This is a genomic window from Streptomyces sp. NPDC048278, assembly GCF_040652195.1.
Taxonomy (GTDB): domain Bacteria; phylum Actinomycetota; class Actinomycetes; order Streptomycetales; family Streptomycetaceae; genus Streptomyces.
Window position 1 is genome coordinate 101756 of record NZ_JBEZLP010000021.1, and the last position, 14829, is coordinate 116584.

Consider the following 14829-nt stretch of genomic DNA (forward strand, 5'->3'; position numbering starts at 1 on the left):
ACCCCCCTTTCGAACCGGACACCAAAGCGGGCCGCCCAAGGGGCGGGCGGTCCACCGGACGAGAGGGACAAGACTCGTGAGTTCTGTTCTACGTCAGCCGACTTCGGGCCAAGATCCGTTCATGGCCACCGAATACCGGCCGATCTCCTCCCACCTGGCGATCACACCGCCGGTGAGCGTGGTGATTCCCGCCATGAATGAGGCGGAGAATCTCCCCTACGTCTTCAAGACACTTCCCGGCTGGATACACGAAGTGGTTCTTGTGGACGGTAATTCCACCGACAACACCGTGGAAGTGGCGCGGGAGTTGTGGCCTGACGTGAAAGTCGTCGAACAGAGTGGCAAGGGCAAGGGAGATGCCCTCATCACCGGGTTCGAGGCATGCACCGGCGACATCATCGTCATGGTGGACGCGGACGGCTCGGCCGACGGCCACGAGATCGTGTCGTACGTCTCCGCCCTGGTCTCGGGCGCGGACTTCGCCAAGGGCTCGCGCTTCGCCAACGGCGGCGGCACGGACGACATGACCTTCATCCGCAAGCTCGGCAACTGGGCGCTGTGCACGGTCGTCAACCGCAAGTTCGGCGCCCGGTACACCGACCTCTGCTACGGATACAACGCGTTCTGGCGGCACTGCCTCGACAAGATCGACCTCGACTGCACCGGCTTCGAGATCGAGACCCTGATCAACATCCGGGTGGTCAAGGCGGGCCTGAAGGTGCAGGAGATCCCGAGCTACGAGTACCTCCGCATCCACGGCACCAGCAACCTGCGGGCCGTACGCGACGGGCTGCGGGTGCTCAAGGTGATCCTCAAGGAGCGCTCCAACCGGCGTGACCTGCGCCGGCAGGTACGGCACTCCCCGATGCTCACCACGGGCCAGGGAGAGTCGTCTTGAGCGATCCCGACATCTCCGTCGTGATCTGCGTGTACACCGAGGACCGCTGGGAGGACATCCTCGCGGCGGTCTCCTCGGTGCGCGCGCAGTCGTATCCGGCGCTGGAGACCCTGCTGGTCGTCGACCACAACCCGGCGCTCCTGGAACGGCTCGCGAAGGAGTACAAAGAGGCTGCCGACGTACGGGTGCTCGCCAACGCGGGTCCCCGCGGCCTGTCCGCCGGCCGCAACACGGGCATCGCCGCCTCCTACGGCGAGGTGATCGCCTTCCTCGACGACGACGCCGTGGCCGAGCGGGACTGGCTGCGCCACTTCGCCGAGGGGTACGCCGACCCGGAGGTGATGGCGGTCGGCGGCCGGACCATGCCGGTCTGGGCCTCGGGCCGCCGCCCGCACTGGTTCCCGGAGGAGTTCGACTGGGTCGTCGGCTGCACCTACCGCGGGCTGCCGGCGGGCCGCGTCCGGGTCCGGAACGTCCTCGGCGGAAACGCTTCTTTCCGGCGTACGGCCTTCGACGCGGCGGGCGGTTTCGCCACCGGCATCGGCCGTGACGGCGACAAGCGCCCGCTGGGCTGCGAGGAGACCGAGCTGTGCATCCGGCTCACCCGGGCCCGCCCGGACGCCGTACTGCTCATCGACGACCGCGCGGTGATCCACCACCGGGTCCCCGAAGTCCGTGAGCACTTCGGGTACTTCCGCACCCGCGCCTACGCCGAGGGCCTCTCCAAGGCCCTGGTCGCCCGGAGTGTGGGCGCCGGCAAGGGCCTGGAGTCCGAACGCCGGTACACCACACGTGTGCTGCCCGCGGGGGTCGCTCGTGGCCTGCGGGACGCACTGCTGGCCCGGCCCGGCGGCGCGGGCCGGGCGGGCGCGATCGTCGCCGGGGTGCTGACGGCGGCCGGCGGCTACGTGGTGGGCAGCGTGCGGGCCCGGCGCAGCGGGGCGGCCTTCGCCGTCGCCGGGATCGAGGGCGGACCGGGCCACCGGCCGGCCCCCGCCGACGGGGGTGCCGCATGAGTGACACCCCGGTCCCCGTCCTCATGTACCACTCGGTCGCGACCTCGCCCAACGACGCCACCCGCGCGCTGTCGGTGGCACCGGAGGCCTTCGCCGAGCAGATGGCGCTCGTCGGCGTCCTGGGCCTCACCCCCGTCAGCACGGCCGATCTGTGCGCGGGCTGGCGCTCCGGCGGCCCGCTCCCCGACCGGCCCGTCCTGATCACCTTCGACGACGGCTACGAGGGCGTGCACCGGCACGCCCTGCCCGTGCTCGCCAAGCACGGCTTCGCCTCCACCCTGTTCGTCTCGACGGGCTGGATCAGGGGCGCGTACGACACCGGCCGCGGCCTGGACGCCATGCTCGACTGGGACCAGGTACGCGAACTCGCGGACAACGGCTGCGAGATCGGCGGGCACAGCCACACCCACCCGCAGCTCGACCAGCTGGACGACGACCGGCTGCGCACCGAACTGGTGCACAGCCGGGAGATCGTCACCGACGAACTCGGCGCACCGCCCCCGTCGTTCGCCTACCCGTACGGCTACTCCAGCCGCCGGGTCCGGCAGGCCGTACGGGATGCCGGGTACGCCCAGGCGCTCGCCGTCGGCAACGGCCTCGCCCGCCGCCGCCAGGGTCCGTTCGCGCTGCAGCGCGTCACCGTGCGCCGCAGTACGGACGCCGCGGAGTTCGCCCGGCTGCTCGAAGGCCGGTCGATCGCCCGCAACTTCGCCAAGGACCGTGCCCTCACCAAGGGTTACGCCGTTCTCCGCAGAGCACGCCAGGTCCGCCGGAAGGCCATCCGTTCCCGTGTCTGACACGACCACCACAACACAGGTCAACACATCCGACACAGCGGCGCCCGAGCAGTCGGGGCGCCGCCTTCGCCTGCCCGGACGGGGCGGCCCGGCCGGCGGCAGTCCGCTCTTCCGGAACGCCTACGCGCTGATGCTGAACACCGGCATCTCCGCCGTCCTGGGCCTCGGCTTCTGGCTGGCCGCGGCCCGCTACTACTCCGAGTCGGCCGTCGGCCAGGGCTCCGCTGCCATCGCCGCCATGAAACTCCTCGCGGGGCTCACCGCGGTGACCCTGACCGGCGCCCTGGCCCGCTTCATCCCGGTCGCCGGACGCCGGACCGGCAAGCTCATCTTCCGTACCTATGCGGGCAGTTCGCTGATCGTGGCGCTGGCGGCCGGGGTCTTCCTGATGACGCTGGGCGTGTGGGGGCCGTCGTACCGGTTCCTGCACGGGCCGCTGCCCGGGCTCGGGTTCGTCGTGGCGGTGATCGCCTGGAACCTGCTCACGCTCCAGGACGGGGTGCTGACCGGGCTGCGCAACGCGCCCTGGGTGCCGGTGGGCAACACCGTGTTCTCGGCCGTCAAGCTGGCGCTGCTCGTCGCCTTCGCGGCGGCGGTCCCGGTGGCCGGCGTCTTCGTCTCCTGGGTCGCCGCGATCGCCACCTCGTTCGTGCCGCTGGGCTGGCTGGTGTTCCGGCGCCTGGTGCCTCGGCACGTCAAGGCGACCGCGGACCACGCCAGACCGCCCACGCTGAAGGAGATCGGCAGGTTCCTGGCCGGCGACTACACCGGCTCGCTGTTCTCCCTCGCCGTGGTCTACCTGGTCCCGGTCATCATCGCCTCGCAGGTCAGCTCCGAGGACAACGCGTACTTCTACATCACCACCACCATCGGCGGCACCACCAACCTGCTCGCCATCAACATGGGCGCCTCGCTGACCGTGGAGGGCTCGCACGACCCGGCGCGTCTCGCCGCCAACACCCGGGCCGCGCTGAAGCGGATGGCCCGGATCATGATCCCCATCTGTGCGCTGCTGTTCTTCGGGGCGCCCTGGATCCTCGGCGTGTTCGGCCCCGGCTACGCGGACGCGGCGACCCCGCTGCTGCGCTGGTTCGCGGTCGGCGCGCTGCTCCGGGTCGTGATGGAGACGTACTTCGCGGTGCTGCGCGCGCAGAGCCGTACCGCCGGCCTCGCCTGGCTGCAGGGCCTGTTGTGCGTGCTGGTCCTTGGCCTGACCCTGCTCCTGCTGCCCCGGATGGGGCTGACCGGCGCGGGCGTGGCCGAGATCTCCAGCCTCGCGGTGATCGTGACGATCGCGGCGCCCCGGCTGTGGCGGACGCTGCGGGCCGCGCAGGCGGAGATCCCCGAGGACACGGCACCGGACGGCGACCTCGCCGACCTGGGGGCGCGTGAGGTCCCGGTCGCCGCACCGCGCAGGCGGGGTCCGGCGTGGGCGCTGGACACCGACACGCTCGCCCTCGGCATCCATGTGGACTTCGACCATGTGGAGCGGCGCCCGGACGTACGGCCGGGGCCGGGAACTCCGCCCACGGGTACGCCCGTCGTCCGACCGGACGACCGGCCGACGTGGGCGCTCCGGCCGCCACGGAACCCCGGGCTGCCGGTGGAGGAGAGAGAGCCGCACGCGGAGGCCTCGCTCGGGCCCGCCGAGGCCTCGCTGCTGAGGGAGGCGGAAGTCGACGCGCCGTTCGGGAAAACGGTCGTGCCCGAGGAGCCGGACGTGCCGGGCGTACCGGCCGAGGCTCCGGAGGAGCCGGCGCCCGCGCCCGCGCGCTCGCTGCGGGAGCGGCTGACGCCCACCCGCTCGGGGGTCGTCCTCGGCTGTCTGCTGGTCGCCGCCCTGCTGCTCTACTGGGTGCCGGCGGCCCGGCTCGACGACGCCGACCTGGACCGGATGGGCGGGCTCGGGCTGGTCTCGGTGCTGCCGCTGCCGACGCTGGTCGGGGCGGGCCTGCTGGTCACGGTGTTCGCCGCACTGCTGTGGCTGCGCCGGGAACACAAGGCGCTGCTCCTGGTCACGCTGCTGGCGACGGTCGTGTCGCTCCATGCCCTGCCCGCCGTGATCGAGACGGAACCGCGTTTCCCGACCGCCTGGCAGCACCTCGGCTTCATCGACTACATCGACCGCACCGGCTCGGCGGTACCGGACCTGGACGCCCGCTGGAGCTGGCCGGGCTTCTTCGCGGCGGCTGCGTTCATCGGCCGGGCCTGCGGGGTCACCGACTTCACCGAGGTCATCCGCTGGTGGCCCACGTTCATCCAACTCGCCTATCTGGCACCGATGTTCCTGCTCGTGCGGTCGATGCGGGCGAGCTGGCGGGCGAAGTGGACCGGCATCTGGCTCTTCGTGCTGTGCGGCTGGGTCGGCCAGGACTACTTCTCCCCGCAGGGCTTCACGTACCTGCTCTATCTGATGTTCGTGGCGATCCTGCTCGTCTGGTTCCGCGCCCCGCACGTCGTCTGGGTGAAGTTCCGGCCGGGCGAGGCGGAGGTCGAGCCGACGAACCGCCGCCAGCAGGCCGTACTGCTCATGGTGCTGATCGGCCTGTACGCGGCGACGGTGCCCGCGCACCAGCTCACCCCGTTCGTGATGCTGGGCGTGCTGGCGGTCCTGGTGCTGATCGGCAGGTCCGAACTGCGGGGCCTGCCGCTCCTGTTCGGGGTGGTCGCGGCCGTCTGGCTGGGCTTCATGGCCGAGCCGTACTGGTCGGGTCACTTCAACGAGCTGTTCGGCGGGGTCGGCGGGGTCGGCAGCAATGTCTCCACCTCGGTCTCCGGCCGTATCCAGGGCGGCAGTTCGACCCACAAGCTGGTGCTGTACGTCCGGGTCCTGCTGGCCGGCAGCATGATGGCGTTCGCCGTCTGGGGCTGGTGGCGCCGCCGCTTCCACAGGTACCGCGAGCGTTCGCTGCTGGTCCTGACCTTCGTCCCGTTCCTGGGTTTCGGCATGCAGTCGTACGGCGGCGAGATGGCGCTGCGCGTCTTCATGTTCGCGGTGCCGGGCGCGGCCCTGCTGGCCGGGCTCGCCCTGTTCCCGCGTACCGGGGCCACGGCGAAGGAGCGTGAGAAGGACAGGGTCAGCCTGGCCCCGGTGGCCGCGCTCATGGCCGGGCTGCTGCTCATGGGCGGCTTCCTGGTGGCCCGTTGGGGCAACGAGACCTTCGAGCGGGTCCGGCCCGGCGAGGTCGCCGCGATGGACTACGTCTACGCCCACGACAAGCCGACGGTACGGCTGCTGTGGCTGAGCAACGACACCGTCAACGACGTGACCCCGGCGATCCCCTGGGGCGCGAAGGACATGGAGCGGGTCGACTACCTGCCGACGCTCGCCCCGACCGACCCGGTGCTGGTGTCGAGCCTGGTCAAGGCGTTGAAGGACGCGGGTCCGAACTCGTATCTGATGATCAACAGGAGTCAGGTCACCTATCTCCGGATGGACGCCGGGTACTCGGCGGCCTGGGAGAGCCGGCTGATCCGGAACCTGGACGACCGGCAGGACCTGACGCAGGTCCTGGTCAACGACGACGTCACCATGTACGCGCTGCGCACGCGGCCGGCGGGTGCGGTGGCGAAGCCGGATCCGGGGCCGATCGGGCCGCGGGTCACCTGGACGCCGTGGTCGGTGATCGGCGGTCTCGCCGCCGTCGCGCTGATCCTGCTGCTGGCGGCGCGTGAGGTGGTCCGGGTCGCGGTCCGGCCCGGGGTGCGTCAACTGCGGTGGTTGCAGGGCAGCTTCTGGTTCTCGCTGCCGCTGCTGGCGGTGCTGCTGGCCTCGCTGGCACAGCGGTTCCTGACGATCACATAGGAGAGCAGCCGAAGTGGCTCACCCGGTGCAACCGGTTCACGGGGTTCACCGGGTGAGCCACTTCACCTCGTAGGCCTTCATCTCGAACCGCTTCCCGTCCACCTGCGCGCTGATCGCCCGGTCGAGGGTGTTGACCACCAGGACCGTCCTGTCGCTGGCGAGGACGCGGACATTGGGCACGTCGTCCTGGGCGACGGAGACCGTCTCGTACCTGGTCCCCGGCGGGAACGCCTTCCCGAACCGCGACACCAGGTCGTACATGGGCAGTGCCTGGCCGCCGTCGCCGCCGTCCGTCGTGGTCCACAGGCAGCCGGCGCAGTCGCCGCCCTTCTCGTCCTCCGGGTTCCAGTAGAAACCGGAGTCGGCGCCGCCCCTGACCAGGGCGATCATGCCGGTGGCCTGGACGGCGACCCGGTGGTCCTCGGTCCAGCCGTCGCGTTCGTCCCGGCCGTCGGCGGGCTCGACGTAGTACTCGGCCCACCACAGCGGCAGGCCGTGCGTCTGCCTGCGCACCCACTCGCTGACGTAGGTGAGCTTCTCCGTCGCGGCGAACTCGTCCGGCAGCAGGTCGTCGTCGTTGGTGTAGCTGGACCCGTCGACGACCACGAAGTCGGCGCCCGCCTTGTGGGTGTTCCAGTAGTCGAAGGCGTCGACGACCCGCTGGTCCATGACGCCCCAGTCGCCCTTGAGGGTAGCGGAGGCGTTCTCGGTCTGGCGCGGGTCGAAGCTGTCCATGACGAGGTAGGGACCGCCGACCATGATGTCCTTGTTCACCGCCTTCAACGCCTTGTAGACGAGGTTGTAGAGCTCGGTGTAGCCCTCGTAGTCCCAGCGGCCCTTCGCGTTGTTCCAGAAACCCTTGAACTCGTTCCAGACGATGAAGTGCCGTACGTCCGGATAGCGCCTGGCGACGGTCGCGGCGAGGTCGGCGTAGTCCTGGTAGTGGTCGGGGGTGGGCGCGGTCTCCAGGGCGGCCTGGCTCCAGTCGGTGTTGTCCACCCCGGCCCTGCCGCCCTTCATCCAGTCCGGGGAGCAGCACAGGGTGAGCACCGGGGTGCCGCCCGACCTGCGCATGAAGTCGACGCGCCGGTCCAGTGCGCCGAAGTCGTAACGCCCCTTCACCGGCTCGGGGTTGTCGGCGCCCCAGCCCATGACGGCCTGGTCCTGCGGCATCCCGGCGTCCTGGGACAGCCGGTCCTCGACCCGCTCGGTGGCGGCCGTACTGCCCTCGTCGGCGCTGTACTGGGTGTGGGTGAAGCCCCAGCCCACGGACGGCTCGGTGGCGTCCGGCGGGGTGGCGGGGGTGCCGTGCACCTTGTCGCCGTCGCGGGTCGTGCCCGCGGTGTCGGCGCCGCCCCCGGGAAGTGTGTTGACCAGTGCCACGATCAGGGCGAGTGCGGCCACACCCACCCCGAGCAGGGCGGTGAGCCGCCACCGCCGAGCCCCCGAATTCCACCCATGACATCCCATCAAGGACAACTCTAACGACGGAAATCGCCCCGGGGGCAGGTCTTGGGAACACGCGCACCCGAAGTGGGGCGGGGCTGTGTTCGACCTGCCTCCGCGCCAGGTGGGCACGACCGGTCACCTGCTGCGCACGGGTGGCGAACCGGCAGTGCCATCCGAGGGAAATGCCGTGCGCGCGGCACATCCGTGGCGGATCATGGCGGCATGTCTGCCAAGCCGCACGAGACGCTGCCGATCCGGCTCAACGTCGACGACTCCGACTCCCCGTCCGACGTCGTCGACGCGCTGTTCCTCGGCCGCTTCGCGACGGGCGAGCAGCCGTACTCGCACGCGGCCAACATCGACCGGGTGCGGTCCGGGGCGACCCTGCTGCCGAAGGAGGCGCGGGTGCTGCGGGTGGCCCGCGACGACGACCGCAGCGCGACGCTCGCGGAGGGCGACGGCTGGACCCTGCTGGTCTCCCGCTGGAACCGGGGCGCCGACGTCACCGTCACCGCCACCACCGCCGAACTGGCCGCGCAGGTGCTGAACGAGGCGACGGACGGCGCGGCGGACGAGCCGGAACCGCAGCCGGAGAACGTCACCATGGGCTTCTGGTACGTCTCGCCGCGCCGTGGCCCGCACCGCACCACCCGGCAGATCTCCGCGGGCACCTGGGACGAGGTCCGCGCCAACTACACGGCCCCGGTCGCGGACGCGATGGACCGCCTGATGAAGACGACCCCCGAGGACATCGCGGGCCGGCTCCTGCTGCTGCACGGACCGCCGGGCACCGGCAAGACCTCCGCGCTGCGCACGCTCGCCCGGTCCTGGCGGGACTGGTGCCAGGTGGACTGCGTCCTCGACCCGGAGCGGCTCTTCTCGGACGTCGGCTACCTGATGGACATCGCGATCGGCGAGGAGGACGGCGCCGGCAAGGGCCGCTGGCGGCTCCTGCTCCTTGAGGACTGCGACGAACTGATCCGCGGCGAGGCCAAGCACACCGCCGGGCAGGCGCTGTCCCGCCTGCTCAACCTCACCGACGGCCTGCTCGGCCAGGGCCGCAACGTCCTGGTCGGCGTCACCACCAACGAGGACCTGGAGCGGCTGCACCCCGCCGTGGTCCGCCCCGGCCGCTGCCTGGCCCGGATCGAGGTGGGCCCGCTGACCCACCGCGAGGCGGTGAACTGGCTCGGTACGGAGGAGGGTGTGGGCCGGGACGGGGCGACCCTGGCGGAGCTGTACGCGCTGCGCCGGGGCACGGCGCCGACGTCGGTGCCGGGGGCGCGGGAGGGCGCGGACGCGGGGCTGTACCTGTAGTGCTTTGATGAGGGTGTGGCCCTGTTCGTCGGAACCTCGGGCTGGCAGTACAAGGACTGGCGGAACGTCCTGTACCCGGCCGACGTGCCCGTGCGCGCCTGGCTGGAGGAGTACGCGCGGCACTTCACGACGGTCGAGCTGAACAACGCGTTCTACCGTCTCCCGACCCGCGAGAACTTCGAGTCCTGGCGGGACCGGGTCCCGCCGGACTTCGTGGTCGCGGTCAAGGCGAGCCGCTACCTGACGCACGTCAAGCGCCTCAGGGACCCCGAGGAGCCGGTCGGCCGCCTGATGACCCACGCGGCGGGCCTCGGCGACCGGCTGGGCCCGGTCCTCCTCCAGCTCCCGCCGACGCTCAGGGCGGACCCGCCGCTGCTGGACGCCTGCCTGTCGTGCTTCCCGCGCGGTACGAGGGTGGCGGTGGAACCCCGCCACGACTCCTGGTGGACGCGCGAGACCCGCGAAGTCCTGGAGTCCCGGGGAGCCGCCCTGTGCTGGGCCGACGTCCAGGCCCACCCCATGACCCCCCTGTGGCACACCGCCGACTGGGGCTACCTCCGCTTCCACCAGGGCCGCGCCCACCCCTGGCCCCGCTACGGCCGCCGCTCCCTGGAGACGTGGGCCGACCGCATCGCCACGGCGTATCCCCGAAGCGCCGACGTCTACACGTACTTCAACAACGACCCGGGCGGAGCGGCCGTCCGGGACGCGGCAGCGTTCGGGAGAGCGGCGCGGAGGGCGGGCCTGACGGTGACACGGACACCGGAACCGACCACGAGCGGACGCCGGAGCTGACTACGAGCGATTGACGGAGCTGACTACCAGCGGCTGGCGCCATGCCTCCGGCGCCGGGCCGAGCCGGGTACGGCACCGCCGGACACCGCCATCGTGGCCGGACAGCGTCGCGGCGGAAAAAGGGGTGCGGCAGAGGAGGGACGTCCGGCCCAGCCCCCGTCGGCGCGTTTCCTTCCGCCGCAACGGCGATCAGCCGCGACGGCGCGGTCCGGCGGTGCCGAGCCGGCCTCAGCTCTCGCCGTACGCCGCCCGCAGGGCATCCCGGACCGCCGCCAGGGCTTCCTCCTCGGCCAGCCCCAGCCGCCGGACCCGGTCGGCATAGGCCTGCGCGGCGACCGCCGCTTCCCGTTCCGCAGCCGAGCCCGCCGCGGCGACGAACGTGCCGTTGCGCCCCCGCGTCTCGATCACCCCGTCCGTCTCCAGGGCCCGGTACGCCTTGGCCACCGTGTTCACCGCCAGGCCCAGCGACTCGGCCAGCCCCCTGACCGTCGGCAGCCGGTACCCCACCGGCAGCACCCCGCCCCGCGCCTGCTCGGAGATCTGCGCCCGCACCTGCTCGTACGGCGGCGCGCTGTCATCGATGTGGATCTTCAAGGTCACGGCCCGATTCTCCCGCAACCGCCGGAAAATGAGAGGCATCCCGCAGACGTCCCGCATAGCGTGCGCCCCATGACAGTGATCGTGCGTGACCTGCGCCCCGACGTCCGGTCGGACGCCGAGGGCTTCGCCCGGGTCCGGCAGCTCGCCCTCCCCTTCATGCTGTTCACCCCGGAGTCCCTGGTCCACGACCTCACGCACACCCACCCCGACGCCCGCTTCCGCCAGCTGGTCGCGGAGGAGGACGGCGAGGTCGTCGGCACCGCCCAGGTCGGCCTCGCCCACGAGAGCACGGAGCCCGGCCAGGGCTTCGCCAACGTGTACGTGCATCCGGAGCGCACCGGCCGGGGCGCCGGCACCCTCCTGGCCCGCACGGCGGAGGCGCACCTCTCGGCGGCCGGCGCGAGCACGTCGTACGCCTGGGTCCTGGACGCCCCGGCCAACCGCGCCTTCGCGGAGCGGCGCGGCTACCGCGCGAGCCGGTCCGCCCACTTCCTGCGGCTCGACCTCGCGCACGGCACCCTTCCCCCGCTGCGGACCCCGCCGCCCGGCGTGGAGCTGCGCAGCGCCGCCGACTTCGCCGCCGACCCGCGCCCGCTCTTCACCCTCGACGCGGAGACGACGCTGGACGAACCGAGCGACATCGACACGGAGTTCGCCGACTACGAGGCATGGCTGGACGGGACCTGGCGGCACCCGCTGTTCAGCCGGGAGCTGACCTCGGTCGTCCTCGTCGACGGCCGCCCCGCCGCCTTCAGCGCGGCCCGCACCGACGGCGGCACCCGGTACGGCACCGTCATGACCGGCACCGCCCGCGCCTTCCGCGGCCGGGGGCTCGCCAAGCTCGCCAAGAACGACTCGCTGCACCGCGCCCGCGCCGCCGGCTTCACCCAGGCGTTCACGGGCAACGACAGCGGCAACGGCCCGATGCTCGCGATCAACAAGTGGTTCGGGTACGAGATCTGCGCGACGGAGGTCAGGTATGTCCGCGAACTCGGCTGAGCCGGCCGGCACGGTGGACGTCGTGCTGGTCAAGGCGGGCCGCACGAAGATCCGTTACCCCGCCGGACTGCTGCACGACGACGGCGTCCGGATCGCCGTACGCGCCCCCTGGGCAGGTGACACGCCCCGCGACTTCGGCTTCGTCCGCTTCGAACAGGGCGACGTCTTCACCGAGTTCTACTGGCGGGACCGCTGGTACGCGGTGAAGGAGGTCCGCGCGGCCGACGGCACGCTGAAGGGCTGGTACTGCGACGTCACCCGCCCGGCGACGCTCGCCGGCGGCCGGCTGGTCGTCGAGGACCTCGACCTGGACCTGTGGCGCTCCGCCGACGGCACGGACGTACGGCGCCTGGACGAGGACGAGTTCGCCGAGAGCGGGCTGGCGGAGCGGGACCCGGAGGCCGCGGCGGCGGCCGTGGCCGCGCTGGACACGCTGGAGGCGCTGGCCCGGCAGCCGGACTTCACCGCCCTGCTGTCCCCGCCCCCGCTGCCGTGAAGCCCCCCGCCCCGGCGTGGATCCCTGCCGCCGTGCGGCCCCCTCACACCGTCGCCACCACCGCGTACCGCTCGTCGTCGACCTGCTTCCCCCACAGCGCCGCCTGCGCGGACAGCGGCTCCATGCGCACGTCCGCGGTGAGCGGGGCGAGGAGGGCGGTGAGCCGGTCGGCGGGTATGCCGACCGGGGTCACGGTCCCCCACACCCCCTCCACCAGCACGAACCGGCCCCCGGGCCGCAGCAGGCCGCGCCAGTGCCGCAGCACGCGCGCGGGGTCCGGCAGCGCCCACAGCACATGCCGTACGAGAACGGCGTCGAAGAGCAGCTCGCCCACCGGCGGTGCCGCCGCGTCGCCGAGCAGGAACACCGCGTCCCGGCCGGCGAGCTTGGCGCGGGCCCGGGCCACCATCGCCGGGGAGCTGTCGACCCCGGTGACGCGATGGCCCTGCTCGGCGGCGAGAAGGGCCAGGCTGCCGGTGCCGCAGCCGAGGTCGAGGACGTCGGCGGGACGGCCGGGCAGCCACGCCCCCAGCCGTGCCGCCCAGGCCGCGCGGACCTCGGGCGCGCCGAGGCCATGATCCGGCTCCTCGTCGAACCGGGCCGCCTCGGCATCCCAGTCGACACTCACCGCAACCGTCCGATCACTTTCATTCCTCATGCCCCCAGCGTGACACCCACCACTGACACTCGATCCATGTGACTGCGACCACTGACAGACCGGCACCGATGAGGAACTCTCGCCAAAAGCGTCTACCACCGTGGCATCACGGAACTCGGTAGGCACTGAAGGAGGCAGCCATGCGCCGCACAACCGTGCAGAAGCCCCTGAAGAGGACGGAAAGCCGCCGGATCCGCGAGGAGGCCGACGAACGCCCCGCCGGACGCCCCGAGGTGCGCAAGGACATCGCACGCACCTGGTGGCCGGACGGCTGACCGTGCGCCCCGCGCCCTTCAGTCCAGCCGCTTGCGGTAGTGGATGCGGTCGTACGGCCCGTCCGTCCGCCGCTCGACGACCTCGTACCCGTACTTCGGGTAGATCTTCCGGTTCTCCCACATCAGCGCATGCGTGTAGAGCCTGACCTCGGGCAGGCCCAGCGCACGCGCGCGTGCGTCCACGAACTCCAGCAGCCGCCGTCCCACCCCCGTGCCGTGCGCGTCGGGGTGGACGGCGATGCTGTCGAGGAACAGGTGGTCGTCGTGGACCTCGATGACGACGAGCCCGGTCACCGGCTCCCCGACCACGAACACCCGGCCCGCGGCCACATTCGCCGTGTGGTCCGCCTCCATGGGCTGCGGCACCACCCCGATCCGGGCGATGTAGTGGTGGTACGCCATGTCGGTCACGGCCTTCACGGCCGGTACGTCGGCGGCCCGGGCGGGCCTGATCCCGTCGTTCGTCATGGCGTGAACGCTAGCTACCTCAGCGCAGTCCGAACACTCCCTTAAGGCGACCATAAGGATCTCCTTCGCCCGCTCCCAGCAGGCGATTTCACGGTTCCTTGGGGCTAGCTTTCTGATCGCCCCCACGGGATCCACCCACACGGGATCCGCTGCGGCGGGACCGAGCCCGCCCCGAGGACCGTTCCGAGGAGTCTCCGCATGCTCGCAACACGCCGTCAGGCCGCCGTCGCCGCCGCGCTCGGCATGGCTGCGGTCACGTTCGCCGCCGCGCCCGCGTCCGCGCACGGCACGATGGGCGATCCGGTCAGCCGGGTCGCCCAGTGTTACGCGGAGAACCCGGAGAGCCCGAAGTCCGACGCGTGCAGGGCCGCGGTGGCGGCCGGCGGCACGCAGGCCCTCTACGACTGGAACGGCATCCGCATCGGCGACGCGAACGGCCGGCACCAGGCGCTGATCCCGGACGGAAAGCTGTGCAGCGCGGGCAACGACGAGTTCAAGGGCCTCGACCTGGCCCGCGCCGACTGGCCGGCGACGGACGTGAGCAGCGGGTCGTACACCTTCAGGTACCGGGTGACCGCGCCGCACAAGGGCACCTTCAAGGTGTATCTCACCAAGGCGGGTTACGACCCGGCCAAGCCGCTCGCCTGGGCGGACCTGGACCTGGACCGTCCGGTGGCGACGGCCACCGACCCGGTCGCCGCCGGTGGTTTCTACACGTTCTCCGGCACGCTCCCCGAACGGACCGGCCGCCAGCTGCTGTACGCGGTCTGGCAGCGCTCGGACAGCCCGGAGGCCTTCTACTCCTGCTCGGACGTGGAGTTCGGGGGCGGTGACGACACCCACACGGGCAAGGCCCCGGCCCCCTCCGCCCCCACCGCCTCCGCCCCCAGCGACGAGCAGATCGCGGCCGGTGCCGACAAGTCGACGATCGAGCACGGCGGTCACGGCGACGACGACGCGAGCACCTCGGCCGATCCGACCGCCGATCGGACCGTCGATCAGACTGCCGATCAGACCGGCGCCCCGGCGCGGGCCAACGCCCCCGAGCAGGCCGGAAGCCCGGGGACGACGGCGCTCGCCGCGACCGGCGGCGACGGCTCCACGCCGTATCTGGCGATCGGCGGGGCCGCCGCCCTGGCGCTGGGCTCCAGCGCGCTCTTCCTGTCGGTACGGCGGCGGGCGCCGCGGCGCTGATCCTCATGGCTCCGGGGCCTGACCGGCGGCTCAGGCCGGACAGGCCCCGGCGGCGTTCAGTT

The 14829-nt window shown here is 72.0% G+C and carries 14 protein-coding genes; 10 read left to right on the forward strand and 4 right to left on the reverse strand.

What is annotated here, in order from left to right:
* Positions 1–121 precede the first annotated feature (121 nt).
* The 4 genes from AB0D74_RS31170 to AB0D74_RS31185 are packed head-to-tail and all read left to right on the forward strand — an operon-like array spanning position 122 to position 6516.
* A complete protein-coding gene (locus tag AB0D74_RS31170; protein ID WP_362594415.1) occupies positions 122–898 on the forward strand; it encodes a glycosyltransferase family 2 protein in 777 nt (258 codons plus the stop codon).
* Entirely contained in the window at positions 895–1914 is a 1020-nt protein-coding gene (locus AB0D74_RS31175) for a glycosyltransferase family 2 protein (protein WP_362594417.1), read from the forward strand. The genes AB0D74_RS31170 and AB0D74_RS31175 overlap by 4 nt, the downstream gene beginning before the upstream one ends.
* Complete coding sequence (locus AB0D74_RS31180) at positions 1911–2711, forward strand: polysaccharide deacetylase family protein (RefSeq protein ID WP_362594419.1); 801 nt, start codon at positions 1911–1913, stop codon at positions 2709–2711. Before AB0D74_RS31175 ends, AB0D74_RS31180 begins: the two co-directional genes overlap by 4 nt.
* A complete protein-coding gene (locus AB0D74_RS31185; RefSeq protein WP_362594421.1) occupies positions 2704–6516 on the forward strand; it encodes a lipopolysaccharide biosynthesis protein in 3813 nt (1270 codons plus the stop codon). The genes AB0D74_RS31180 and AB0D74_RS31185 overlap by 8 nt, the downstream gene beginning before the upstream one ends.
* 45 nt (positions 6517–6561) lie before the next feature.
* On the opposite strand, the gene AB0D74_RS31190 is transcribed toward AB0D74_RS31185, so the two are convergent.
* Positions 6562–7986, reverse strand: a complete 1425-nt coding sequence (locus tag AB0D74_RS31190) for a xylan 1,4-beta-xylosidase (protein ID WP_362594423.1) — start codon at positions 7984–7986, stop codon at positions 6562–6564.
* A 201-nt stretch (positions 7987–8187) separates the two neighbouring features.
* On the opposite strand from AB0D74_RS31190, the gene AB0D74_RS31195 reads away from it, so the two are divergent.
* Both AB0D74_RS31195 and AB0D74_RS31200 read left to right on the forward strand, forming a co-directional pair.
* Positions 8188–9282: a DUF5925 domain-containing protein gene (locus tag AB0D74_RS31195; protein WP_362594425.1), complete on the forward strand. Its 1095-nt coding sequence runs from the start codon at positions 8188–8190 to the stop codon at positions 9280–9282.
* Between the two features lie 15 nt (positions 9283–9297).
* Entirely contained in the window at positions 9298–10077 is a 780-nt protein-coding gene (locus AB0D74_RS31200; RefSeq protein WP_362594427.1) for a DUF72 domain-containing protein, read from the forward strand.
* A 228-nt stretch (positions 10078–10305) separates the two neighbouring features.
* On the opposite strand, the gene AB0D74_RS31205 is transcribed toward AB0D74_RS31200, so the two are convergent.
* Complete coding sequence (locus AB0D74_RS31205; RefSeq protein ID WP_362594429.1) at positions 10306–10677, reverse strand: GntR family transcriptional regulator; 372 nt, start codon at positions 10675–10677, stop codon at positions 10306–10308.
* Positions 10678–10746: 69 nt separating this feature from the next.
* Between AB0D74_RS31205 and AB0D74_RS31210 the strand changes: the two genes are divergently transcribed.
* Positions 10747–11676 carry a GNAT family N-acetyltransferase gene (locus AB0D74_RS31210; protein WP_362594431.1) on the forward strand — a complete coding sequence of 310 codons (930 nt, stop codon included), beginning with the start codon at positions 10747–10749 and terminating at the stop codon, positions 11674–11676.
* The gene (locus AB0D74_RS31215) at positions 11657–12172 is read left to right on the forward strand and encodes a DUF402 domain-containing protein (protein ID WP_362594433.1); all 516 of its coding nucleotides are present in this window, start codon (positions 11657–11659) and stop codon (positions 12170–12172) included. Before AB0D74_RS31210 ends, AB0D74_RS31215 begins: the two co-directional genes overlap by 20 nt.
* Before the next feature lie 43 nt (positions 12173–12215).
* Here the strand turns inward: AB0D74_RS31215 and AB0D74_RS31220 are convergent, their stop codons facing one another.
* Complete coding sequence (locus AB0D74_RS31220) at positions 12216–12830, reverse strand: class I SAM-dependent methyltransferase (protein ID WP_362594435.1); 615 nt, start codon at positions 12828–12830, stop codon at positions 12216–12218.
* Between the two features lie 140 nt (positions 12831–12970).
* On the opposite strand from AB0D74_RS31220, the gene AB0D74_RS31225 reads away from it, so the two are divergent.
* A complete protein-coding gene (locus AB0D74_RS31225) occupies positions 12971–13105 on the forward strand; it encodes a hypothetical protein (protein ID WP_362594437.1) in 135 nt (44 codons plus the stop codon).
* 18 nt (positions 13106–13123) lie between these two features.
* Here the strand turns inward: AB0D74_RS31225 and AB0D74_RS31230 are convergent, their stop codons facing one another.
* A complete protein-coding gene (locus tag AB0D74_RS31230; protein WP_362594439.1) occupies positions 13124–13573 on the reverse strand; it encodes a GNAT family N-acetyltransferase in 450 nt (149 codons plus the stop codon).
* 198 nt (positions 13574–13771) lie between these two features.
* Between AB0D74_RS31230 and AB0D74_RS31235 the strand changes: the two genes are divergently transcribed.
* Positions 13772–14767 carry a lytic polysaccharide monooxygenase gene (locus AB0D74_RS31235; protein WP_362594441.1) on the forward strand — a complete coding sequence of 332 codons (996 nt, stop codon included), beginning with the start codon at positions 13772–13774 and terminating at the stop codon, positions 14765–14767.
* Positions 14768–14829 lie beyond the last annotated feature (62 nt).